The 23110-nt window shown below is 59.7% G+C and carries 21 protein-coding genes and 3 pseudogenes; 15 read left to right on the top strand and 9 right to left on the bottom strand.

Going from position 1 to position 23110, the window contains the following annotated elements:
* Both AC0L3L_RS03470 and AC0L3L_RS03465 read right to left on the bottom strand, forming a co-directional pair.
* The coding region (locus tag AC0L3L_RS03470; RefSeq protein ID WP_473489946.1) for a co-chaperone GroES at positions 1 to 275 on the bottom strand (275 nt) is incomplete at its 3' end.
* Between the two features lie 198 nt (positions 276 to 473).
* Positions 474 to 920, bottom strand: a complete 447-nt coding sequence (locus AC0L3L_RS03465) for a hypothetical protein (RefSeq protein WP_473489945.1) — start codon at positions 918 to 920, stop codon at positions 474 to 476.
* A gap of 457 nt (positions 921 to 1377) precedes the next feature.
* Between AC0L3L_RS03465 and tnpA the strand changes: the two genes are divergently transcribed.
* Positions 1378 to 1824, top strand: a complete 447-nt coding sequence (tnpA, locus tag AC0L3L_RS03460) for an IS66-like element accessory protein TnpA (protein ID WP_254022669.1) — start codon at positions 1378 to 1380, stop codon at positions 1822 to 1824.
* 136 nt (positions 1825 to 1960) lie between these two features.
* On the opposite strand, the gene AC0L3L_RS03455 is transcribed toward tnpA, so the two are convergent.
* Positions 1961 to 3070 (bottom strand): IS110 family RNA-guided transposase, encoded by a 1110-nt coding sequence (locus AC0L3L_RS03455; protein WP_473636558.1) that lies wholly within the window; start codon positions 3068 to 3070, stop codon positions 1961 to 1963.
* 98 nt (positions 3071 to 3168) lie between these two features.
* Between AC0L3L_RS03455 and AC0L3L_RS03450 the strand changes: the two are divergent.
* The 8 genes and pseudogenes from AC0L3L_RS03450 to AC0L3L_RS03415 all read left to right on the top strand — a co-directional run.
* A pseudogene (locus AC0L3L_RS03450) lies at positions 3169 to 3611 on the top strand (IS6 family transposase); the annotation flags it as partial.
* Between the two features lie 88 nt (positions 3612 to 3699).
* Positions 3700 to 3897 (top strand): hypothetical protein, encoded by a 198-nt coding sequence (locus AC0L3L_RS03445; RefSeq protein WP_473489943.1) that lies wholly within the window; start codon positions 3700 to 3702, stop codon positions 3895 to 3897.
* A 30-nt stretch (positions 3898 to 3927) separates the two neighbouring features.
* Positions 3928 to 4389, top strand: coding sequence for an MmgE/PrpD family protein (locus tag AC0L3L_RS03440; RefSeq protein ID WP_473489942.1), 462 nt, complete (start codon positions 3928 to 3930; stop codon positions 4387 to 4389).
* A 50-nt stretch (positions 4390 to 4439) separates the two neighbouring features.
* Positions 4440 to 4781: a twin-arginine translocation signal domain-containing protein gene (locus AC0L3L_RS03435; RefSeq protein WP_473489941.1), complete on the top strand. Its 342-nt coding sequence runs from the start codon at positions 4440 to 4442 to the stop codon at positions 4779 to 4781.
* Positions 4726 to 4947, top strand: a pseudogene (locus AC0L3L_RS03430) (ABC transporter substrate-binding protein); the annotation flags it as partial. The gene AC0L3L_RS03435 and the pseudogene AC0L3L_RS03430, both read left to right, overlap by 56 nt.
* A 376-nt stretch (positions 4948 to 5323) precedes the next feature.
* Complete coding sequence (locus tag AC0L3L_RS03425; RefSeq protein WP_473621477.1) at positions 5324 to 6031, top strand: toll/interleukin-1 receptor domain-containing protein; 708 nt, start codon at positions 5324 to 5326, stop codon at positions 6029 to 6031.
* Between the two features lie 793 nt (positions 6032 to 6824).
* A complete protein-coding gene (locus AC0L3L_RS03420) occupies positions 6825 to 7274 on the top strand; it encodes a RidA family protein (RefSeq protein ID WP_473636557.1) in 450 nt (149 codons plus the stop codon).
* A gap of 295 nt (positions 7275 to 7569) precedes the next feature.
* Positions 7570 to 10062 (top strand): DEAD/DEAH box helicase, encoded by a 2493-nt coding sequence (locus AC0L3L_RS03415; RefSeq protein ID WP_473636556.1) that lies wholly within the window; start codon positions 7570 to 7572, stop codon positions 10060 to 10062.
* Between the two features lie 347 nt (positions 10063 to 10409).
* On the opposite strand, the gene AC0L3L_RS03410 is transcribed toward AC0L3L_RS03415, so the two are convergent.
* The gene (locus AC0L3L_RS03410) at positions 10410 to 11285 is read right to left on the bottom strand and encodes a LysR family transcriptional regulator (RefSeq protein ID WP_473636555.1); all 876 of its coding nucleotides are present in this window, start codon (positions 11283 to 11285) and stop codon (positions 10410 to 10412) included.
* A gap of 83 nt (positions 11286 to 11368) precedes the next feature.
* On the opposite strand from AC0L3L_RS03410, the gene AC0L3L_RS03405 reads away from it, so the two are divergent.
* Positions 11369 to 12442, top strand: a complete 1074-nt coding sequence (locus AC0L3L_RS03405; protein WP_473636554.1) for an alkene reductase — start codon at positions 11369 to 11371, stop codon at positions 12440 to 12442.
* Positions 12443 to 12677: 235 nt separating this feature from the next.
* Entirely contained in the window at positions 12678 to 13640 is a 963-nt protein-coding gene (locus AC0L3L_RS03400) for an SDR family oxidoreductase (protein WP_473636553.1), read from the top strand.
* A 7-nt stretch (positions 13641 to 13647) separates the two neighbouring features.
* Here the strand turns inward: AC0L3L_RS03400 and AC0L3L_RS03395 are convergent.
* From AC0L3L_RS03395 to AC0L3L_RS03375, 5 genes and pseudogenes are all read right to left on the bottom strand, one after another.
* Positions 13648 to 13940, bottom strand: a pseudogene (locus AC0L3L_RS03395) (SDR family NAD(P)-dependent oxidoreductase); the annotation flags it as partial.
* Between the two features lie 217 nt (positions 13941 to 14157).
* Entirely contained in the window at positions 14158 to 15879 is a 1722-nt protein-coding gene (locus AC0L3L_RS03390; RefSeq protein ID WP_473636552.1) for a hypothetical protein, read from the bottom strand.
* Positions 15880 to 16495: 616 nt separating this feature from the next.
* Positions 16496 to 16885, bottom strand: a complete 390-nt coding sequence (locus AC0L3L_RS03385; RefSeq protein ID WP_473636551.1) for a response regulator transcription factor — start codon at positions 16883 to 16885, stop codon at positions 16496 to 16498.
* A 78-nt stretch (positions 16886 to 16963) separates the two neighbouring features.
* Positions 16964 to 17599, bottom strand: coding sequence for a response regulator transcription factor (locus tag AC0L3L_RS03380; protein WP_473489608.1), 636 nt, complete (start codon positions 17597 to 17599; stop codon positions 16964 to 16966).
* A complete protein-coding gene (locus AC0L3L_RS03375; protein ID WP_473636550.1) occupies positions 17596 to 18798 on the bottom strand; it encodes a sensor histidine kinase in 1203 nt (400 codons plus the stop codon). Before AC0L3L_RS03375 ends, AC0L3L_RS03380 begins: the two co-directional genes overlap by 4 nt.
* Before the next feature lie 304 nt (positions 18799 to 19102).
* Here AC0L3L_RS03375 and AC0L3L_RS03370 point away from each other — a divergent pair, with 304 nt between their 5' ends.
* From AC0L3L_RS03370 to AC0L3L_RS03355, 4 genes are all read left to right on the top strand, one after another.
* Positions 19103 to 19429: a hypothetical protein gene (locus AC0L3L_RS03370; RefSeq protein ID WP_473636549.1), complete on the top strand. Its 327-nt coding sequence runs from the start codon at positions 19103 to 19105 to the stop codon at positions 19427 to 19429.
* Between the two features lie 744 nt (positions 19430 to 20173).
* Positions 20174 to 20485, top strand: a complete 312-nt coding sequence (locus tag AC0L3L_RS03365; protein WP_473489610.1) for a hypothetical protein — start codon at positions 20174 to 20176, stop codon at positions 20483 to 20485.
* Positions 20486 to 20855: 370 nt separating this feature from the next.
* On the top strand, positions 20856 to 21626 hold the full coding sequence (locus AC0L3L_RS03360) for a porin family protein (protein ID WP_473636548.1): 771 nt from the start codon (positions 20856 to 20858) through the stop codon (positions 21624 to 21626).
* Positions 21627 to 21798: 172 nt separating this feature from the next.
* Positions 21799 to 23088, top strand: coding sequence for an alpha/beta hydrolase (locus AC0L3L_RS03355; protein WP_473636571.1), 1290 nt, complete (start codon positions 21799 to 21801; stop codon positions 23086 to 23088).
* The last annotated feature ends 22 nt before the right edge of the window (positions 23089 to 23110 follow it).

Genomic DNA, 23110 nt, shown 5'->3' with positions numbered 1-23110 from the left:
TCGGATTCCTTCATGATCAGAAGGTCTTCGCCATTGAGCTTGACTTCGGTGCCCGACCACTTGCCGAACAGGATGCGATCGCCGGCCTTGACGTCCAGCGGGACGAGCTTGCCGGCTTCGTCACGGGCGCCGGAACCAACGGCGATGATGTCGCCTTCCTGCGGCTTTTCCTTAGCCGTATCGGGGATGATGATGCCGCCGGAGGTCTTGGATTCGGATTCGACCCGACGAACGACCACGCGGTCATGCAGCGGCCGGAAATTCGACTTTGCCATTTTGGATATCCCTGGTGCGGAGGTTGAAAGGTTCTCCGTTGCCGGAGCGTGGTTAGCACTCGCCAGTGGAGAGTGCTAACGTGGCGCTGAAATAGGCTGTGGGCTCGTACTAGTCAAGACGGACGAGGGGACGGCCGAAGAGCAAAGGATTTGGAATCGGCGCGGAAGCCTCGCGTCCGTTACGGTGCATCCAACTGCCTAAGCGAGCGTTTCGGCCGTAAGCGCTGGGCCAACTTTCGTCTCTGTTTGGAATGTGAAATTATGTGAAATTAATGGCCGAGCAGTCGGCCGGAATCGATGGTCAGCCAAACAGTCTTGAGCTTTTTGCAATTCATCATAACCTAAGTGGCATCGCCAAAAGGAGCGCTTATCGCAATCGATGGTCTGCAAATGCCTGCCGAAGCGCCTGGCAATCCTAAAGCGCGCTCGCAATTTGCTTGTTCGGTAGGTTCCGATCAGCGGGTCGAGCGGAATGCTCGTTTTGAGGACGATGTTTGGGATTTCATGATCGAGGTGGATTGTTTCAGTGGTGAGGTTTGCCGCTTCAGAGAGCCTGAGTCCCATGTCGGCGATTAGATAGACAGGATGGCGCGCCTCCTCGTTGAACCCGTCCAGTGCGCCTTCCGCGAGAAACTCTCCCTGCACGAATTCCGCCGTGAACGCAGCGCGTTGAGCCGCAACGGCACCGGAAAGCCGTGACGATCATGCCGGGTACTGGCGTGTGCTGCGATGTTGTAGGTGGTCACGCGGGCCTTGACGTCATTGCGATCGGAAGACCGAGATTTTCCATCGGCGTCACAGTTTGCGTTACGGTTGTGGCCTCGGAGTTCACAAGACCAATCGAGCACTGAGACGTTGGCCAAGTGTTAAGAGCTTCGTTCGGCCCTTCCATTGCTCTGCGGCATCTCCGGAGGGAACTGACAGGTTCGCCGCGATAATCTGCGGCTCGCACCCTCAGGGGCCCTACGCCGGTTTTACCCACCCTCGTGGGCCCCACGCCGATTTGACCATAAACCGAGATGAAACGTAAGCGGTGTTCCGACGGCACCTTTCGGAGATCGGCATGAAGGACGATGTTCGGAGCCTTTGAGGGCTTCGACATATGACGATTTCAGAGCTAACGCTTAAGTCGAACGATTTGGAGCCGGTGCGCCGGTTCGAGGTGTTCACGGGCTCCGGCCGGCGACGCGAGTGGCCTCCAGAGGAGAAGGCGCGGATCGTTGCGGAGAGCTACGAGGCTGGCGTGACGGTTTGTGCTGTAGCTCGCCGATATGCGCTTTCCCCGCAGCAATTGTTTGCCTGGCGCCGTGCCGCGCGTCAGCCATCGGCAGAGGCGACGGCATCAGAATCCCTGTTCGTTCCTGCGGTGGTTGCAGCGTCTTTGCCGGAACCGGTGGCGCAGCGCCCAGGACGACCACGGAAGCAGAAGGCGGTCCGCGACGCCGGAGTGATCGAGCTTGAGATCGGCGGTGTCGCCATGCGCGTTGGCCGCGGCGCCGACACCAAGACGGTGGCTGCTATAATCCGCGCGCTTAAGGCAACGACGTGATCGGGCCGACGGGTGCGGTCAAGGTCATGGTGGCGACGAAGCCAGTGGACTTCCGCAAGGGCGCGGACGGGCATTCCCCTGGCCGTGGTCCCGCCTCCGCGCCCATGCGCGAGGTGTACACTGCCGCGGCGAGCGATCAGGTGGAGCGTGCCTCCCTGGCGACGGCCCACATGAAGCCGACTAGTTCGCGGGCGATCGCCGTGCAGACCACCGTCGTTCGCTTGCCTCGCGCAACCAGCTTTCGATACCGGGTCGTCAGGCGGGCCTGAGCCTTCCATGCGATCTCGCGGACTTTCGGCGGTGCCTGCTCCAACCGGTACAGCTTCGCCTTGCCGATCCGCGGTGGATGTCGATAGGTCCAGGCGCTCTCGACTAGCATGTGGCGAACGCGGCCATTGCCTGCCTTGGTGATGCCGCCACGCCTGATTGTCTCTCCAGTCGACCGCTCGCCGGGAACGAGGCCCAGATAGCCCATGAGCTGGCGAGGGCTCTCAAAACGGCTTACGTCGCCGACCTCGGTGGCGAACGTCACGGCGACAATCAGATCGACCCCACGCAATGTCTGGAGCGCTCGTACGATCGGCGCCAGCGACCAGTTCGGAATGAACTCTTCGATCACGCGCTCAAGCCGTTCCACCCGCTCGTTCGACACGCGCACCGCTTCGACCATCTCCTGGAGCGCGATCTGATGTGCGGGATAATCGAACCGCTGCTCCTGCAACCAGCGCAGGTAGCGCATGGTCCAGCTCTTTGTGCGCGGATAGGTACGACCATGCTTGAGCATGAAAGCACCCACCTGCTGGCGATGGACCCGCAGCGTCTCGACCGCGGCTGCCCGGGCGCGAACGAGATCTCGCATGGCTTCGTGATCTTCATCGGGAACCCATACCGCCGTCAGTTCGCCGGCGCGCAGCAGCCTTGCCAATGAAAGAGCATCCCGGCGGTTCGTCTTCACCCGATCGCCAGGCTTCCTTGGAATCAGCGATGGCGCGACCACGGTGCATTCATGGCCAAGGGAACGGATCAGCCGGTAAAGGCCATAGCCGGTTGGGCCCGCCTCGTAGCAGAGGTGGATGCGATCGAACTTGGCGGCGATCCGTTGGATAACGCGGCGCATGCTCGTATCCGATGCGTCGACCTCGCCGAAGAACCGAACCTCTCCTTCCCGGCCGGCTTCCGCAATCGCGATGGCATTCCTCAGCTTGGCGACATCGATTCCGACAAATGCTTCCCTATAATCTGCCACGGCTCGTCCTCCTGTGATGAGGATCGGCTCGGACCGCCCGAGCAACCCTCGGACGCGCAGTGTAGGGCGAGCTACCTCACCGGCAGAAGCGGACATACGGTCTTACGAAACACTGTTTGTGGCGCGCCGTCGACCAGGATGGCTATGTGCTCGACGAGATCGTCCCGAACCGCCGCAAGACCAAAGCGGCCAACCGCTTGCTGACGCGGCTGCTGAAGAAGCAAGGCGTCTCGCCGAAGCGCATGATCACCGACAAGTTGCGTCCCTATGGAGCAACCAGGCGACAGGTGATGCCGGGCGTCGAGCATCGGTCGAATAAGGATTGAACAACCGGGCGGAGGATGCACATGTGCCGCTGCGAAAACGGGAGCGGATGATGCAAGGCTTCCGATCACCAGGAGCACTGCAACGCTTCGTTTCGATCTTCTCGGCTCTGCGCAATCTCTTCGTCCCGCCCCGCTCAAAACGCTCCGCTCTCGCTATATATATTCACCGCCTGCAGGCCATGGCGGAATGGAAAGCCGTGGCCATGGTAAGCTGACATCAGCGGCCGCAGGTCTCAACGCGTGTATGTGCAGACAACGTGACATCGCCTCTTCGGGCATTTTGATGTTTTCAGGCGCAACGCGATGACATCAGTCGTCGGTCAGGCTGAAATCTCGGCCTCGCGCACCATCCAGTCCGGGCCGGCTGTTGCGGACCTTGGCTTGGCATTGAAGCCGTCCGGCGAAAACTCACGGATGCTCGAAGCGGTGCCCGCCCCTTGCACGATCGAAGTGACGCAGGCGCGCGCCCGGGAGCACGCTCTCTTTATCGCAGTCGAATAACGAAATACGCACGATCATAACTATCCGCAAATGCTCCGGAGAATGACATCGCTTAGAGTGGAGAAATCCAAAGAAGAGGAAAGAAGTGAAAGCCAACCTCATAATTTGCCTTTGTGGACTCGCGGCAGTCTCGCTAGCAGTGTCTGCGGCCCCGGTAATAGCGCAGGTTCCTCATTGCGGTTTGAAACTATGTCGCTGACACTAGACGTTGCCAATACGGTCGCCAGCCTCACATACGACGAACTGCCGGCAGCAGTAGTTGACAAGGCGAAGCTCCTTGTCCTCGACCATGTCGGCTGCATGATCGCGGGAAGCACCAGCCGCGGGGCGAGACAAATGACGCCCTATCTCGCGCGTACCGACTCCGGTGGTCCCAGCACCGTTTTCGATGAAACGAACTGTGCACGAGGAAAGGAAAGAACGCCAATTTCCTGCGTTAATAGCAGGATTTTGACCGTAAAGCGCTCCAATGAGTTGATATTGTCGAAATAGGGCTTCGATAAAGGCCACAGCGAACACCAATCCGAGTGAGGAGCATCTCAATGTCGCAGGAACTCGACTATCTCAGCCGCCGTTTAGCTGCGGGTCGGCTGAGCCGACGTGAATTTCTCGGACATGCGACGGCGCTCGGCGTTTCAGCCACGTTCGCAAATTCGATCCTCGCCAGCGGCGCGCGCGCATCTATGCGTACTGTTCCAGTTAAGCGCGTTTACGAGAAACCTGTACTGACCCCGCTGGGCCACATGGCGCAGGTCACTCAGAAATCAGGGGCTGAGGGGCCGGTCCGCGGCGGTGTCATCGGGGGCGGCCTTAGTGGTGCTGGGGCAGCCGACAGTCTCGATCCGGCGACGTCCTCGACGGTTATATCAAGGTCGTGGATATGATCAGGCGCTTACCCACCTGAGGTCATTCTGCGACACCGCGCCATTTGACAACAACGATCTGAGGATGGCGCTAAAGCTTGCCATCGACCGCGAGGAGATACTCAACAAGATCCTGCGTGGGTACGGTACGCTCGGCAACGAATTCCCGGTCAATGCCGGTCGCCCGACTCAGGATCAGACGTACTCGACTACCTATCTATCCACGATGCCGTGGAACGACACGCACTTCTTCAATGAAAGTTCGATAAACTTCTCATTGAGGCGCGACGCGCTCCCAGTTCGGCCGTTCCGGGCGACAATTCCGTTGCTCCAAAGCGGACGTCCGTTGATCGGCGCGAACTCCCCCGTCTTCAGTGAAATCCACCTCCATCAGATTTTGCATCTTGTCAGAGTACTAGTTGGTGTACTTTTTCGCCCGATGCAAGAATCGTGAATTTTGCAACAGTAGACTATCAATAACGCCGACTAAAGCGATATAGCACTTGACGAATTTGAGCTCCCAAGCGGGAGCTTGTTAGAGAAAGACATTGGGGGACGTTCACATGGCTAGATGCACAGCGCCAAGAGAGGGCCACCGCTCAGCGAGCGCTGCGGCGAACTGCCCTGCGTGCCGTCACCGCTACGGGCGCTACGGTGGATATAGCAGCGGGTCGTACTCGTCCCCGGCCCTGTCCTACTATTCCTCGTCGGGGGGCAGCGGGGGCGGCCGGAGCAGCGGCGGCGGGTCCGGCCGCATAAAAGCAAGTTGGTCGAAAGCTGGCTCGTCCGTGTTGTACACGCCTACAGAAGTGCGGGCACTCACGCCTATCCGCCACACTGTCGAGAGCCGAGCGGAACTACCTGACCTTCGAGATGTCTTCCTATGTCACGCGTGGGACGACCGGCAGGGGGCTGCCAAGGAGCTGCACGATCTGCTCGAATCACTCGGTGTCTCGGTCTGGTTCAGCGAAAAGGACGTTGCCCTCGGCACGCCGTTGCTTCGCGAAATCGACAAGGGACTGGTGAAGTCGCGAGTCGGGATCGTGCTGGTTACTCCCGCGCTGCTGCGCCGCCTCCCGGCAGAGGGCATCGCCGACAAGGAGCTTTCGGCACTTCTAGCGCGTGAACAGCTCGTTCCTATCGTCCACAACACGACGTACGAAGCTCTCCGCAACGTCAGCCCCCTGTTGGGCTCGCGAAGCGGCCTGAGCACCGCAGAAGAGCCGATGGCAGACGTGGCGGCCAAGCTCGCCGAGCTGGTCGCACTCTAGCTTTATTGCCGGAGCGGCTGGCCCTACGTTACACAAGCGGTTCAGGCACTGACGCGCCGGCACTCACCAGTCAGCCGCACCCGTGCAAACCTGTCGGCAGCGAGCGGCGATTGCCGATATCTCCGGCGTTCAGCAGGTTCGGCAAAAGGTGAGGAGGCGCGAATTCGCCGCAGCATTGTGGGGCAGGGAAGGGCGCATGTCTTACCCCCAACAACGCCGTCGCAGGACAACTGGCTATGCTTTCTACCGCCCGTCGGCTCTCTACCACCCGTCGCATGGCCGACAGAGCCGGCGGCAGGGAAACTCGTAAGCCATTATGAATTTAGATCGACGCGTCGAGCAGTGTGGTCCAGCATGCGCGTGAGCTGTCGAGCATGAGCAAAGCCCGTCCTTGCCTTATGGTCGGAGAACTCCAGCTTTGCCTCGCCGAATGACAGCCCGTAAATAATGCAGTCAAAAGTGTGCATACCGCGGCGTCGACCACATTGTTTCAGTCTTTTCAACAGCGTAGGAATCTGACGGTATTATTGACGGTATGTGAAATCAGATTATATGATTTCATCAGGAAAATCAATGAGATGATAGTCTAATTGATGATTGAGTGGGAATGAGAGGAGAGTGGCGCGCAGTAGAATAGAGTAGAAGAGGATAGCTAGGGAAACTGCTATGCGGCCATTGTAATCTATAGGGCTCGAACGGCTCCGCGATACGGAATCGGCGCCTCTGGCAAAGGAGACGTCCCGATGGACCCGAACAGCGGAACGACGAAGCAACCAAAGGGGTAGCGAAAAAGATGACGCTAGAGTGTATCAATCCGCGCGACCTACCGACCCCAACGACCTATACTCAAGTCGTTGTCGCAAGGGGGACCAAGCTCATATTCGTCGCTGGTCAGGAACCGGAAGACATCGACGGGAAGCTTGTAGGCCCCGGTGATCTAGCGGTTCAAGCACGCCAGGTGTTCGCCAATCTTGGTCGAGCCCTTGCAGCCGCCGGCGCCTTTCCCGAACAAGTGGCAAAGATTACGATCTACGTTGTTGATTACGAGCGCGATCGCCATCTGGCGATCATCGAAGAAGCTCGAGTGGTGCTGTTCGGCGATCACAGGCCGGCCGACGTGCTTGTAGGGGTCACTGCCCTTTCTCCCGGTTATCTCATCGAGGTTGATGCGTTCGCGGTTGTGGATGGGTGGGCCACGACCGGGCAACCGAACCAGCAGAGTCTGTCCAACGACTGGCCGTGACGGTCTTTTTGCGACGACGCTGATCGTTGAAGGCGCGTCTAAAGAAGGTCGAAAATCGATCGATCGATGCCGATGGTGGTTGAACCGAGCAAGTCGCGAATCACCGAAATTCGCCTTTGAAATCAACAGCGCGAATTTCTGACGGATGGGGGAGACGGTTCTTGGCTATCCACAGAAAAAGTTTCTGAAAAGTCAGCATGTTACGAAAGCTGAGAACAATCGAGTGGGAATAGGGGGGCGCCCGCATCTATGATTGACGTCTGGGGAGAAATTTTTCTGAACGGATTACGGTTCGATGAAACCCAAGCGCCAAAGCCTGAATTCCACGATCAAGCCGAACCGGGAGCCTAAGCTCTCGCGCGCCCACGCGCCTGCCGATCTTTCGCCGGTGGACTGGCAACGCGGCTTGCGCCGCCAGTTCGGACGCGAGCAGGACTTCGGACTTGAGAATCTGACCAGCGAACCGTTTTTCTCCGAATTTCGGGTCAGCAATCCTGTTTCGAAGTCCAGCTACCGTGTGGCGATCCGAGGCTTGGGGCCGGGTGGCAATTTCTGTTCATGCCCCGATTATGCCACCAGCGAATTGGGAACCTGCAAGCACCTCGAATTCACACTTGCCCGGCTGAAGAAAAAGCGCGGCGCCAGGACAGCGTTTGCGCGCGGTTACCAGCCGGCATTTTCTGAGCTGTATTTACGCAATGAAGGCAAGCGCTGCGTGTATTTTCGCGCCGGAACGGACTGCCCGCCGGCGGTGGCCGAGGCCGCCGACGGGTTGTTCGATGCCGAACACAACGGGATGCTGCCGGACGAGCGGTTTGGCGAGTTGGAGCGCTTCATGACCTTGGTGTCGAAGTGCGGCCATGAGATGCGGGCCTATGACGATGCGCTCGATTTTATCGCGGGAAGGCGCGATGCGGACCGGCGCACAGCAAAGCTCGAACAATTGTTCCAGCGCGGTGCCGCCGATCCCAAGCTGCTGGCACTTCTGAAGGTACCGCTCTATCCCTATCAGGCCGAAGGCGCGCTGTTTGCGGTGCGAACCGGCCGGGCATTGATCGCCGACGATATGGGATTGGGCAAGACCATACAGGCAATTGCCGCATCTGAAATACTGGCGCGACACTTTGGCGTCTCGAAAGTGCTGGTGGTCTGCCCGACCTCGCTCAAATACCAGTGGCAAAGCGAGATTATGCGTTTCTCGGGGCGGGAAGGTGAAAATGCGGCACGCGTGATCAACGGCGGTCGGGCGCAGCGGCAGATGGACTACGCCTTTGACGATTTCTGCAAGATCACAAATTATGAGAAACTCAAGCCCGATCTCGACCTGATCGCCGCATGGGGACCCGAACTGGTCATCGTCGATGAAGCGCAACGGGTCAAGAACTGGAACACAATTGCCGCGCGCGCATTGAAGCGCATCGATAGCTCCTATGCGATCGTGCTTACCGGGACGCCGTTGGAAAACAAGCTGGAGGAACTGGTGTCCATCGTCCAGTTTGTCGATCAGCACCGGCTGGGACCGACCTGGAAGCTGCTGCACGAACATCAGGTCAAGGACGATACCGGGCGTGTTACCGGCTATACCGGGCTGGAGAAGGTCAGCCAAACGCTGGCGCCGGTCATGATCCGCCGGCGCAAATCCGAGGTGCTGCGGCAACTGCCCAGCCGGACCGACCAGAATCTGCTGATGCCGATGACCGAGATGCAAATGCTCTATCATCAGGAAAGCGCTGACGTGGTGGCGAAAATCGTCCAGCGCTGGCGCAAGACCAGGTTTCTGTCGGACAAGGATCAGCGCCGGCTGGCCTGTGCGCTACAGAACATGCGCATGTCGTGCAACAGCACCTATCTGCTGGACCAGGAAACCGATCATGGCGTTAAGGCCGACGAACTGGCGGCGCTGTTCGAGGATTTGTTCGCCGAGCCCGACGCCAAGGCGGTGGTGTTTTCGCAGTGGACGCGGACCCACGACATCGTCATCCGCCGCCTCGAAGCGCGTAAGCTGGGCTACGTCAGCTTCCACGGCGGCGTCCCGTCCGAGAAGCGGCCGGCATTGGTCGAGCGGTTTCGCGACGACCCCGCCTGCCGCGTGTTTCTGTCCACCGATGCCGGCAGCACGGGGCTCAATCTGCAGCATGCTTCGACCCTGGTGAACATGGACTTGCCGTGGAACCCGGCGATCCTCGAACAGCGCATCGCGCGCATTCATCGCATGGGTCAGAAACGGCCGGTGCGGGTCATCAATTTCGTGGCCAAGGGCACCATCGAGGAAGGCATGCTTTCGGTGCTGGCGTTCAAACGCTCTTTGTCGGCGGGAATTCTCGATGGTGCCAGCGGCGAGATTTCGCTCGGCGGTTCGCGTCTCAACCGCTTCATGAAGGACGTGGAAAATGTCACCGGGAGCATGGGTGAGGGCGAGGCCGTAACACCGGCCGAGGAAGTGAGGAACATCGCCGCTGCAGATGCGGCCGGTTCCGCGGAAGATATAAATGGGGATGTAGACACTGGAGCGGGCGAGTTGGCGATCGCCCGAACTGATGCGGCCGGAGCACCACCGAGCGATACAGGTGCCGATCCCTGGCGCGCCTTGCTGCAGGTCGGCGCCCAGTTTGTCGCCGCGCTGGCGTCCGCCAACGATCCCGGTGCTCCGGCGCATCCATGGATTGAGCGCAATCCCGCCACCGGCGCGCAAAGCCTCAAAATGCCGCTGCCGCCACCGGAAGCCACGAGACAACTTGCCGATACGCTTTCTGCACTCGCCGACAGCTTGCGGGGGAAGATTGCATGACGAGCAGTGGCTGAACGCATGATCGCTTCAATCGCGCAGTACTCTTCAGCGCGTAGTCGAGTGCCGCTTCCTCGCAGGCCCATCTCAGCCGGAGATCACGCACAAAGCCACTGGGGCCATTTTCGCCGCCGGGCACCCGGTGGTATGTCCAAATGGTGAGCATGCTGTTCCCGCGAATTAGTCACTGTAGGTCGCTCACTTGCCATTGCGACTGAGCAAGATGAGATTCTCCGCCGCCGACCACGGGCTGATGCGCAAGGACCAGGCATCAGGCGTGGTGGAGATGTTTCGCCAGCAGCCGCCGGGCACAATCGAGTGGGAGTAGCGGGCAAACGGCGGCAATAGCCTCAAGCTTCCATCAGCGTGGAGGACAGGAATTCGATGAACCGCTGGGTCTTGGCTGGAATAAGGCGAGTTTCGGTGACGGCGTAAATGCTGACCGACGACCCCTGCCATTCGGGCAGGATGCGTCGGAGCCGGCCAGAGGCCAAGTCTTCGGCGACGATCTTCTCGGCAAGCAGGGCGATGCCCTGGTGGTTGACCGCCAGGGCGCGGATCATCCCGACGCTGTTGAGCGTGAAGCGGCCGCGAACGCCGACATCGACCTTGTTCATCTCCTGGTGCAAAGTCCAGGTCGGGCTCCGCGGCATGCAGATGCATTCATGCTCCGCCAGGTCCGCCGGTGTCGCGGGCTCGCCCGCCGCTTCGATATAGCCAGGAGACGCATAGAGGTGGCGCGAATGCCGCCCGATCAGGCGAGCGATCAGGCTGGAATCTTCCAGTTTGCCGATGCGGATCGCCACATCGAACGGCTCGGCGACCAGATCGACGCGGCGGGGGGTCAGGTCGAATTCAAACGTGATGCCGGGATAGTGCCGCGCGAAATCGCCGATGATCGGCGTGAGGTAAAGCGTGGCGAGGTCGACCGGGAGCGAAACCCGTAGGACGCCGCTCGGCTGCTCAAGCATCGCGCCGAGCTGTTCGTGCGCCAGCCGTGCCTCGTCGACGATTCGCCTGCTTCGCTCATAATAGAGCTGGCCGGCCTCGGTGAGCTCGATCTTGCGCGTCGTGCGATGCAGCAGTCTCAGGCCGATCGCCTTCTCCAGCTCGCTGATACGTCGCGACAGGGTGGAATTCGGCATGCCGAGGGCCTCCGCCGCCTTCCGAAAGCTCCTGGCTCTGGCCACCTCCACGAACAGCGCCATGTCGTTCAAATTGTTCAACCGATTGCTCCATAGATGGAAAGATGATTTCAATTCTGCCGGATTTATCCCGAGATCGGAATGGTGCACAAGGACTCCGACGAATGGAGAACCCGATGAATCCACTGTTCACCCCGGCCCGCATTGGCCGCTACATGCTTTCCAACCGCCTCGTCATGGCCCCGATGACCCGCAGCCGCGCCGGCTTCGACGGTACGCCTGGCGCGCTGGCCGCCGAATATTATGCCCAGCGCGCCGGCGTCGGCTTGATCGTCACCGAAGGCACCCAGCCCTCGGATGACGGCCAGGGCTATCTCACCACCCCCGGCATCTACACGCCCGCACACATCGCCGGCTGGCGGAAGATCACCTCCGCCGTGCACGACAAAGGCGGCCACATCTTCATCCAGCTGATGCACGCCGGACGCATGTCGCATTCCGACAACACGCCGCATCACCGCCAGGGTGTCGCGCCGTCCGCGATCGCGCCGGGGACCGGCATGTTCACGGCGACCGGGATGCAGGACATTCCCACGCCGCGCGCGCTGACGACCGAAGAGGTGCGCCAGACCGTCGCCGACTTCCGCCATGCGGCGCGTTCGGCGATCGAGGCCGGTGCCGACGGCGTCGAGATTCACGGCGCGAACGCCTACCTCGTCCAGCAGTTCTTCGCGCCGAGCGCCAACAGGCGCACGGACGAATATGGCGGCTCCATCGAGAACCGCGCCCGCTTCGCGATCGAGGTCGCCACGGCGATCGCCGAGGAGATCGGCGCGGACCGCACCGCGATCCGCCTGTCCCCCGGCACGATCATGTGGGGGATCGACGAAGGCGCCGAGGGGCCGGATCTCTACCGGCACCTCGTGGCCGAACTTGATAAGCTCGGGCTCGCCTATCTGCACCTCATGCACCAGGGCGACGAGCCGTTGCTGGCCGATATTCGCAAGCTCTGGCACCAATCGCTGATCCTCAACCGGCCGGGGCGTCCGCGCGACCAGATCGGCGCCGACGTGGCTTCGGGACTGGCCGATCTGGAAGCCTATGGCCAGATGGTTCTGGCCAATCCGGACTTCATCGTGCGGCTGAAGGGCAATGCAGCGATGAACGAGGCAGACCACGACACCTTCTTCGGCGGCACCGCACAGGGCTACATCGATTACCCCGTCCTGAGCGCCTAGGGTACGCGGCCATACCCGTTGTCGAGCTCCAGTGTCCGTCGCCGCTCAGCATTGGCTCGTCAATGCCATGTCTCTCGTTGAGGCAGCGCCGCCCATCATCGAGACCTGGGCGCAAGATTGACTATCAGATCAGGCGGCGGAAGCCGGTGCCAAAATCGAAGCCCTGAACGGATGATCGATCAGAGCAGGGCTGGGGGAGCCACGGACCGATACCAGTTCATGACAGGAGATTAGATTGACTCAATCACCGCATCCCTCGACTCCCTCGGATAAGAAGGCACTTGCCGAGACCGCAAGCGCGACGGGGACAAAAAAGGTCCTGCTCGTCGGCGCCACAGGATTCCTCGGAGCCAAGATTCTCCGCAACTTGGCGCTTGATGCGAGCGTTGCCGTCGTTGCGATGTCGCGAAAGGGCGCGCCCTCAAATGAGAGCGCCGACGTCGAATGGGTGCGCGGCGATATGATGGATCCAGCGTCATTGGATCGTGCTTTGCAGGGTGTGGACGTCGTAGTCAGTTCGGCTAACAGTTACATGAAGGGAAGCCTCGACACGGACTTTGAGGGCAACAAGAATCTTATCGAGGCCGCAGCAAGAGCCAATGTTGGCCGATTTGTTTTTCTCAGCATCGTTAGCTGCGAGGCGGCGTCAGCAGTGCCACATTTCCACGCCAAGAAAGTGGCCGAGGATCTGATTAAGGCCTCTGGTGTGCCATATGTATTTGTCCGCGCCCCTACATTTCTCGATCAAAGCTCAGACTATATCGCGAAGGGTGTGAAAGCTGGCCGGTTCCTGGCGATGGGCGATAAGACTACAAAATGGTCCTATGTTTTGACAGATGATCTGGCCTCATATCTTGCAAAAGCCGCGACGTTTCCTGGTAGTGAAATCAACAACCAAACGATCGATGTCGGCTGGCGCGATGGGCCCAAGAGCCAGCAAGAGGTCGCCGATCTTGTCTCCGAGGTTATAAAGAAACGCCTCAAGGTGCGGGTTGTGCCGTGGCTGGTTTTCCGCTTGCTCGCACGCCCGGTAAAGCTGTTTTCCGAGCTTGGGTATGATCTGATTCAGATGTTCCTGTTCTTCAAGAAGGGCGTCTATGTTTCGAATATTTCGAAGCAAGAACACTTCTTTGGACCCGCCCCTACATCCCGAGATGCGATCACGCGATGGGCGAAAAGTCATCAGCTAAATTCCTGATGCATATAGACCGAGCGACCGAGGACTCTTCGGCACCCCAAACAGGCCCAAGCCGGCATTGTTGACGAGAACGTCGATACGCCCGGTGCTTGAGAGTACCGTCGAAACGAGTGAAGCCACAGAGGCTTCATCAGTCACGTTACAAGCCAGCATCGAGACCTGGCTCGGGCTCTTGCCACTCGCCTTGCGGCTAGTGCCGAAGACTGTGAAGCCGGCTCGTACTAAGGCTTCGGCACTCGCGTGACCAATGCCGGACGAGGCTCTCGTTACGAGAGCCGTTTTTTTGGAATTTAAGTTCACCGCTGCCTCCAAAACTCTGGAGCTTCCACCAGCGGCCCACTATTGCATTACACTCAATTATAGAAATTATGATCGTAATGCAATAGCACGGTGCCAGCTTTCAGTGCCGATCGATACGGTTGCGCCGCGAAATGTTCATGATGCCCTCCACTGGCGCTACGGGTGGGCTTGCGTTGCGGCATCAGGCGGCGCGTTGCCGTGTCTTACGGGCAGAGTTTTACGTCTGCCCGCCTAAGTCCTTGAATGCGAGCCCGGCCTTTTTGAGCGAACCGAGGAAGAAATCGACGTCCTCTGGTCTAATGATCCGCATTGCGACCTCCTGCCGGAGGTTCTTGATCAAGCCTGGCGCGTTTTCTTCAAGCCAGACACGCTCGCGCCGGGCGTCCGCTTCATATCCGCCCTCGCCGAAAATCGCGGCCGCGATGGTGTGATAGTTCGCGTTGCCGGGAACCGTCGCTTTCCTGATCCACATGGCCGCCTGCGGATAATCGCCACGAAAATAGGCGCAAAGGGCAAGCGCGGTCTCGTAATAGGCTAAGGGACCCGGATTGCGTGTGCGAGCTTCCTCGACCAGCGGACAGCCGTCGTCCCAGCCTCCTGAAAGCGCCAGCCGATATCCGTATTCGCCCATCAGTTCGGTATCGTTGGGGTTGATGGTCAAGGCACGTTTGCCCACTAGCAGCGCCGCCTCGATCTCTTTGCTGAAATAGAGCGCGAACATTTCCGCCTGCAGGCCGCGGATATTGAGCGGGTCCAGTTCCACAGCCCGCCTGGCCGCGGCAAGAGCGCGAACGATCGAGGCCGACGTCGCGGCTTCGTTGGAAGGATAGAGGAATCGAATCTCGTCGATGTAAGCCTGCGACAGCAGACCCCAGGCCGTGGCGTAGCCCGGGAAGCGCTCAACGGCCTTCTCCAGGCACGCACGCACCGCTGGAAGTGCCCTTTGATCGAGCTTTGCCCGGTATGCGTAGAAGGAAAGCGTGCAGGAATAGGCAGCCCAATCGTCGGGAGGATTCGAAACGTTGAGCGAGGCGTCCGCCTGATAGATCACGCCGTATGTCTGGGCCAGGCTCGTCGCCACTTTCTGTGCGATATTGGCCTCGTTCTCGAGAAGCGCCGCGACTTTTATCGCTCCATCATAACTGTCCGCCCACAGGACGGAGCCGTCGGCGCGGTTGATAAACCTGATCCGAAGCCGGAAGGCATCGGCCGACAGGTGGACGCTTCCCGCAAGAACAAAGCGCGACGGCGCGACCGAGTTTTCGGAAGACTGGACGACGATGACGTCCTTGAACTTAGAGAGTTGCCCGACAATTTCCTGTGTCAGTCCGCTCGCAATCGCCCTGGAGGCTTCTGTTCCTGAAAGATCGTCAAACGTCTCGACCAGCAGTCGAGGAATCTCAGGCGAAGTCGGGCGGACGCCGCCGCTCGTCAATCCCACCGCCAGAACAGCCAATGCCGCGACGGTAGCCGCAAGAGCCACTGACAGCCATGATGCCTTCATCCATCGAGGAGGGGTCGGGACTTTCTCTGCCCAGTTAATCGGCAAGGCCGGCTCAATGGTCTCGGGGGGCGATCGCACCGAGAACGTTGGAACGTAACCGCCCTTCGGGATCGTGATGAGAATTGGATCGTCGTGTCCGGCAGTCAGGTAGTAACGCTCGAGCCCGCGCCGGAGGTGGCCAGCCTCGATGCGGACAATCGGATCCGTCTGTGGGTCGAAGGACATATCGCGGCCGAACACTTCGACTGCGATCGAATAGGCCTTGATACGATCACCGCGACCCGCCAACGTCTCCTCCACCACATGGCTGAGGAAGCGGCGCTCGCGACCGGTTGCATCGAAGTCCGCGCTGTTGAGGATCAGGGCAAGCTGGGCACGACAATCCTCTGGGGCGAGCCTATGCCCATTCCCTGCAGCTATTTCCGCCCGGATCACCTTGGTCCCCTCACATGACCTTGCCGGAGCCACTGTACTGGAATTTCTGGCCTTGCAAATCGATGAGTCCGTGATCCGCCTGGTAGTCGAGGCTGAATGCATCTAGGGCCTTCAGCTGGTCGGCGACGGCCCACAAGATGGGAATCGGCTTCCGGCTCGATGACGGTTTGTCCCCAGGCGGCCGAGTCCGCACGCGCCAGCCCGACGCAAAACCCAATGCCCAGCCGCAGCGGCCGAGTTCCCGTGCCGCAAGTCGCTCTTATTACGGCCACGCGAGCCTCCCTGTAAAAAGAACGCTTCCCGATCGAGGTATGACTAAAGTCTAGCGAGTTGAGCAGATACCGCTATTGGCCTTTGGGGAACCGCAGCCCTAGCGGGTGCATCTGTCCAAGGGCAAGGCACTGGAACGCCCGCTGCGATCAGCGCCAGGTCGAGGTAGCGCGGTGCCGCCTGGCCGGATCGACTCCCGCCCTGCGGATCCATTGGATGTCCCTTGGTTCGCCTCACGATCGGGAAGGCATCCAGGAAGACTGGCCGCGCTAATTGATCTTTGGGAAGGAGGCAGAAACCTATTGCAGCCCAAAATGAGATCGCCCGAAAGGCCGGGAAACTAGTTTTAGTTTAAGTTGCCTGAGGACGACGCGAGCGCCGCCTGGATCGCACGGATCAGCAAGGCGGCAGGGAAGGGTTTTTGGAGATAGGCGCCGCAGCCCAAGCGAACGGCTTCCACCTCGATGGCACCGTCATCGACGGCGGTAATGAAAATGACAGGCAGCCAAGGATCGGAGCTCTGCAAGCGCCGCCTGAGCTCCAGTCCGGAAATCCCACCGAGCTGGATATCGAGCACGACGCACAAGATCGAGCTTGCCGGGTCGCGACCGAGAAAGGTTTCAGCCGATCCATAACCCTCAGTCGGAAATCCATGGGCGTTGAGCAGGCGCTCGACACTCCTCCGCATGCTGGGATCGTCCTCTACGACGGCTATCCTGCCTGGCAGGCTTTCCAAGGCGCGCCCCTTTCCCGTCTTGGCATCTGGGTAACCACATCCGGACGGTAGGCATAACCGGGCGCGTATGATACTGGCCTAAGGGGCAGAACCGCCTCTTTTTGGGGCGTTCAGGAGTCCCAGTCGCTCGGCGATCGACACCATCTCGGCCAGCGAATTCACTTCAAGCTTCTCCATGATCGCGTGCCTGTGGGCCTTCACCGTCCTTTCGGACGTGCCAAGTTCGAAAGCCACCTGCTTGTTGCGCTTACCGCGCACGACCATGTCGAAGACCTGAAACTCGCGCGGCGTCAGGCCGGCTGCGAGTGCATGAAGCTTGTCGATTCTATGATGCTCGGCGCAGCGTTTCTCGTTCTGCAGCAGCGCACGATTGATGGCCTCCAGCAGGTCCTTGGCCGAGACGGGCTTCTCCAGAAAATCCTCGGCACCCGCCTTGATGGCGCGAACAGTCGTGGCGATATCGCCGTGCCCGGTGAGGAAGACGGTCGGCAAAAGCGGCGCCTCCTGTGAAAGGCGGTCCTGCAGATCCGCGCCGCTCAGGCCGGGCATCTGCAGGTCGAGCAGTATGCAGCCTGGTTCCGCTGTCGGCAGGCGCGAAAGGATCTCTTCACCCGAACCGTAGGAAGCTACTCGAAACCCGGATGCCTCGACCAGCCGGCCGAGAGCCGTTCGAAACGACGCGTCGTCGTCGACAATGTGGATGACCGGTGTCATTGGATGCTCTGCGCCAGCGGCAGGTCGAAGCGAAAGACGGTGCCGCCCTCCGGGCGGTTGGCGGCCCAGATCCTGCCGCCATACGTCTCGATGATCGTCCGCGCGATGGACAGGCCCAGTCCGGTGCCTGCCGGCTTGGTGGTGTAGAAGGGATCGAAGACTGCGGCAAGCCGCTCATTGGGGATGCCGACGCCCGTATCCGAAATCGAGAGCTCGACCGTGGAGTTGTTGGTAATGACGGTCTGGAATTCGAGTCTCCGCTCTGGCGAAGCCTTCTCATCCATCGCATCCATCGCATTCATCGCGAGATTGATGATGACCTGCTGGATGTGAACCCTGTCGGCGCGCACGGGCAGGTGCCTGGCCCCCCGAACCGAACGGACGGATACTTTCTGGCGTTCGGCTTCGGCGTGCAGGATGTTGATTGAACTGTCGAGAACCTCGTTGAGGTCGAAATCCTGCCAATCGATCTCACCCCGCTTCTTGAGCATTTTGCGCAGGCGCTGAATGATGTCTCCCGCGCGCTGGTCATCGTCCTTTATGTCGGCGATGATCTGTTGGATGAGCTTGAGGTCGGGCTGATCGCTCTGAAGCAGTATCTCGGCCGCTTCCGCGTTGCTGCGTATCGCGCCGAGCGGCTGGTTGAGTTCATGCGCGATCGACGCGGACAGGGCGCCCGCCGTTGCGGACTGGTTGAGATGGACGACCTCAAGCAGGCGATGACGCGACTGGATTTCAGCTGCATGCCGGCGGCGACGCTCGTAGAACAGTCCGAGGATCGCCAGGCTCTGCGCCAGCAAGGCCAAGCCGACGAGGGTGATCTGCCATCGATACGTCTCCCAAAGCGTCGGCGTATAGTGAAGGATATTGGCGTCGTCCCGGAGGCTGGCCTTGTCCAAACCCCAGCGTTCTAGTTGACGCCAGTCGAGGACCGGAAAGTTGGTCGCATAGACAATCTGCGGAGCGGATTCGTCACCGGAAATACGTTCAATGACCTTGGCCGCAATGTCTTCGCCGATGGACCGATACGTCCCCATGTTGCCGCCCACTACTCCCAGGCCGACATACGAACTCAGCAGACTGTAGCTCGGCGCACCGGAAACCGCCGCGATTTTCGCGGCGGCATCGCGGGGGCGATACTTCGTGCCGCTGGCATCCTCGAAAATCGTAAGGATGAGCAGGATGGTCTGTGCCGTCAACTTCTCTGTTTCGGCCATCATCGATTCGAGCGTGAGGCCGGAGATACTCAACGGGCAGATCGTGATATCTGTCGCCTAGGATCTGCCGGGCATTGTCCTGCCAGGATCGATCGAATTCAGCCGATCCAGACACCACCACGATCCGTCGAGCGTCGGGCTGCGGGCCGATTGCGAGATCGGTCGTCTTCGCGATGTCGTAAGCGCTGACCACCCCTTTCATGTCCGGCCGGGGAGAAAGTCGCTTCAGCGACCTCTCGCTCAGGTCTCCAAAGATGATGGCGGCGGTCGGGGCAATGGGGCTACGATGATCCAATATGAAGCGCAAAGCTTCAGGGCCGACCGCGACAACCACGTGAAGAGGAATGCTTTCGAATTTTGCGTGCAAACCATCAGGCAAACGTCGCAGATGGTCCGGTGTAGAAAAACGGCCGCTATCCAGGAATTCCGTATAGATCTCCAGCTTCGTCGTCGCCAGCTTTCCGAGGCCCTTTGCCAGTCCGTCGGCGATCTCGATGGCGGATGTCATCGTGCTGCTATCCTGGTGCAGGATCAAAATACGGTGGACGGCCGGGTCGGCGCTCGCAGTCGCAATGGTCAGGCTCGCTTGAAACGCAAGAATGGCGGCCGCTGACAGGACGTTTCGGGTCGATCGTCCGTTGTAACTTCTGATAAGGGCCGTTTTGGAGACCGCCGACGCAAGTCGACCTAAGCAGCGGATTGCTCGTACGGTCAGCCTGAGGATCCCCGGCGGGTTGCAGGTTTGTGAGGCAAAGAATGCGATCACGAGAGGAAACAAGGAGCGGGCGTGCGACGGCAAGGCCAAGCAGGATAGAGCCAGCATCGTGCGCACCATGCGGAAACGCTCCTCTGCCAGCCCACCCCAGCCAATATTAGCAGCCGTCTGCGTCATGCGGACAGTAACCCAGGCAACCCCGTACTGGTGAAGATCAGGGCAAGGTGGGCACGACCTCTGGGGTGAGCTGATGCCCGCTCCCCGCGGCTGTGTCCGCCTGGATCACCTTGGTTCCCTCACCTGACGTTCTGGGGTGACTACTCCCAGTTATATTTCATTTTTCGCCGGTTACCCTCGCTGCGTAATTTACATCCGCGAGCCTGTTCTTGCAATACTCCCAGTATTCTGAACGGATAACGCTGGGACGACGGCGACGGTTCGTGCAATGAAGCGGCGGACGACAACGGATCAACAGTTAGGCGGCCTCACCGGCAAGCGCAATTTGAATTTGCAATTTTATTGGCTTGGCGCCCACCGAGCTCGCTATGGATGTTCAGAAATTACCCTGTAGCCCACGTAACTTACATTCCGCAGCCGCCTCCATGCGCTAGGCTACGGTGGTCTCGGGATACGAATTGCGCCATGAGGATGGACGACGAACCGGCTGATAGACAAAGAGCGGTCTCGGCGGCGGTGCGTCGATTCCCGCAGTTTGAATTGGCGATCCATCGGCTGATGGACCGAAGTGAGAGTTTTCAGGATATGTGCGAGGAACTTGCAGAAGCGGAGCTCGCACTGTCGAGGATCGACAAGGTCCCGCCGGCATTGCGCGAGTCTAGACGGGCCGAATGGCAGGAACTGGTGGATCAGTTGGTTGGGGAAGTCGGAGCCGTGTTGCACGCGGACTCCATCCGGAAACCGCATGTCATTCCTTGGCCGCCACGCCAGAACTAAGCGGAGGCTGGCTTGGAATTTCCGTCTGGCAAGCGATCTCCACAAACTATAGCAGCCATGCTCCCGGCCCTGCTTGTCGTCACGGTAAGCCCCGATAGCGGACCCGACGGGCTTGGATTGCGCACGGGAATTACCCTGCTGTTCCCGAAGTAGGCCCGGCACTGTCCGTCCGTGACAGGCACGAACAAATGAACCGCTGTCGACATGAAAAACGATCGGAATCCGAAATCCATTAGCAGCCCAGCGCGAATACAGATATGTTGTCACTGCCGGCTTAAGACGATCGCATCGGACAGAAGTAAAAGACAGACTTAGAGGGGACTACAATATGGGAATCATCCGAGCTCTCGTGTTGGCTTCGGCGGGAACAGTGGCAGCGCTGTTTGCGGTGCCGGCGATCGCTGCGGACGCTGCGACGCAACTTCCTGAAGCCGCGCCCGCGCCTGCTGAAGCCGCGCCGGTCTGGACCTTCACCGCAGAGCCCTATTTCTGGATGGCAGGCATGAAGGGCAGGGTCGGCGTCAGGGGCCTGTCGCCGGTAGATATCGACGTCGATTTCAGCGAGATTTTCGACCACATCGATTGGTCTCCCCCGCCGGTCATGCTTGCCGGTGAGGCGCGCAATGGCCGCTACGCTCTTTTCACTGACTTCATATACCTGGGACTCGAGGCCGATGGCACGTCGCCCGGCCCGTTGGCTCTTTTTTCAGCCGAAGCGAACATAAACACGGTGGTGTGGACCTTCGGCGGCTCCTATCGGGTCGTCGACAATGGCACCGCGACCTTGGACGTTCTGGCCGGCGGACGGCTCTGGTACCTAGATGCGGATTTGACCGTTACTGGCCCTCTCGCCACGAGGGAGGCCAGCGGCAGCAAGACCTGGGTCGACCCCGTGATTGGTGTGGCCGGCGATGTTGCTCTCGGTAACGGTTTCGGACTCCATGGCGAGGCGGATGTCGGTGGCTTCGGCCTTGGCGCCGAAATCGATTGGCAAGTGCAGGGCACGCTTCAATACCGGTACAGTGATTCGGTCACGCTGGAAGCGGGCTATCGCTACCTTGCCGTAGACTACGAGGACGACGGATTTGTGTTTGACATAGCAATGCAGGGACCAATCATCGGCGCCAGATTTCGGTTCTGATCGGATCTGCGCCGGCGATTTTTAAATAGATCACGGTCGCGTGTCTGAGGTTCGCGCTAGCAGTGCAGTGCTGATCGTTTTCACTCCCGGTTGCGGGGGCGGCTTTCGCGACCCGAGGTCGCTTTGGGACGACTTCGAACGGGAGAAGAGTTTGGGAAACTGTTTCGTGGGTCTGTCCACAGTCAGACGTATCAGCAACGTTTTGTTGGCGTCGGCGTTGGTTGGCCTGCTGTGGGGGTGCGCGTCCCGTCCGACGAATGTGCTGCTGCCCGTGGCCGATACCTCTCCTTCCTCAAGCAAGGTGGAGATGCTGGTCACAACGACACGCAGTCGTTCCTCCAATCCGGCACAAATGTATACGGGCGAGCGCGGACTGGCCCCCTCGTTCGCGGAGATTACGGTGTCGATCCCTCCGGCATCGGTCCGCAAGGTTGGAGAGGTCGCATGGCCCAAGAAGCTGCCATCAAACCCGGCGACTGATTTCGCAGTCGTGCAGGCCCAAGAATTGACGCTCCAGACAGCGAAGGGGTGGCTTAGCGCCTCCGTCAGGAAGAGCCCGGATCACAGCGTCCTCGTCTTCATTCACGGATTCAACAATCGCTTTGAAGACTCGGTCTATCGTTTTGCGCAGATCGCAAAGGACACCGGCACGCAGAGCGTTCCGATCCTGGTCACATGGCCCTCCCGAGGCAGTGCGCTGGCCTATGGCTACGATCGTGAAAGCACCAACTACACGCGAAATGCGCTTGAGCTGCTGTTCCAATATCTTGCACGCGATTCTGAAGTAAAGGAAGTTTCGGTCCTCGCCCATTCGATGGGCAACTGGCTTGCGTTGGAAGGCTTGCGCCAGATGGCCATCCGCAATGGCGGCCTTCCGGCGAAGTTCAAAAACGTCATGCTGGCCGCGCCTGACGTCGATGTCGACGTGTTTCGCACTCAGATTGCCGACATGGGCAAACAGCACCCGCAGTTCACCCTCTTTGTCTCGCAGGACGATCGCGCGCTGAAAGTTTCGCGACGGGTCTGGGGCGATATCCCCCGGCTCGGATCGATTGATCCGGAACAAGCTCCATACAAGGAAGAACTCGCCACCAACAACATAACCGTCATCGATCTGACCAAAGTCAAATCCGGAGATCCTTTGCATCACGGCAAGTTCGCGGAGTCACCGCAGATCGTGCAACTGATCGGGGCGCGTATGGCCGGCGGCCAGACGTTGACCGACAACAGGATAGGCCTCGGCGACACGATCATCCACGCAACGACCGGTGCGGCGGCAGCGGCCGGCAGCGCGGCAGGGCTGGTGATTGCGGCACCTGTTGCGGCGGTCGATCAAAACAGCAGGGAAAATCTTGGCAATCACATCAGCGCCTTGACGGGTTCCCAGACCAGCCAGAAATCGAACCCTAGCAGTAAGGATTGCGCTGCTTCCTCTCCGACTAGGAATGACTGCAAGAAATAATCATTCGTCGAAGCCAAAGCGG

The sequence above is a fragment of the Mesorhizobium sp. WSM4849 genome (genome assembly GCF_055811385.1).
The sequence above is the reverse complement of the archived record's forward strand: the minus strand, read 5'-3'. Positions and strand labels throughout refer to the sequence as shown.

Excerpts from the sequence above, each read along its gene's own strand:
- tnpA (WP_254022669.1), top strand. The coding sequence starts at position 1,378 with ATGACGATTTCAGAGCTAACGCTTAAGTCGAACGATTTGGAGCCGGTG.
- AC0L3L_RS03445 (WP_473489943.1), top strand. The coding sequence starts at position 3,700 with ATGACATCAGTCGTCGGTCAGGCTGAAATCTCGGCCTCGCGCACCATC.
- AC0L3L_RS03440 (WP_473489942.1), top strand. The coding sequence starts at position 3,928 with ATGCTCCGGAGAATGACATCGCTTAGAGTGGAGAAATCCAAAGAAGAG.
- AC0L3L_RS03435 (WP_473489941.1), top strand. The coding sequence starts at position 4,440 with ATGTCGCAGGAACTCGACTATCTCAGCCGCCGTTTAGCTGCGGGTCGG.
- AC0L3L_RS03425 (WP_473621477.1), top strand. The coding sequence starts at position 5,324 with ATGGCTAGATGCACAGCGCCAAGAGAGGGCCACCGCTCAGCGAGCGCT.
- AC0L3L_RS03420 (WP_473636557.1), top strand. The coding sequence starts at position 6,825 with ATGACGCTAGAGTGTATCAATCCGCGCGACCTACCGACCCCAACGACC.
- AC0L3L_RS03415 (WP_473636556.1), top strand. The coding sequence starts at position 7,570 with ATGAAACCCAAGCGCCAAAGCCTGAATTCCACGATCAAGCCGAACCGG.
- AC0L3L_RS03405 (WP_473636554.1), top strand. The coding sequence starts at position 11,369 with ATGGAGAACCCGATGAATCCACTGTTCACCCCGGCCCGCATTGGCCGC.
- AC0L3L_RS03380 (WP_473489608.1), bottom strand. The coding sequence starts at position 17,599 with ATGACACCGGTCATCCACATTGTCGACGACGACGCGTCGTTTCGAACG.
- AC0L3L_RS03370 (WP_473636549.1), top strand. The coding sequence starts at position 19,103 with ATGATCCAATATGAAGCGCAAAGCTTCAGGGCCGACCGCGACAACCAC.
- AC0L3L_RS03365 (WP_473489610.1), top strand. The coding sequence starts at position 20,174 with ATGAGGATGGACGACGAACCGGCTGATAGACAAAGAGCGGTCTCGGCG.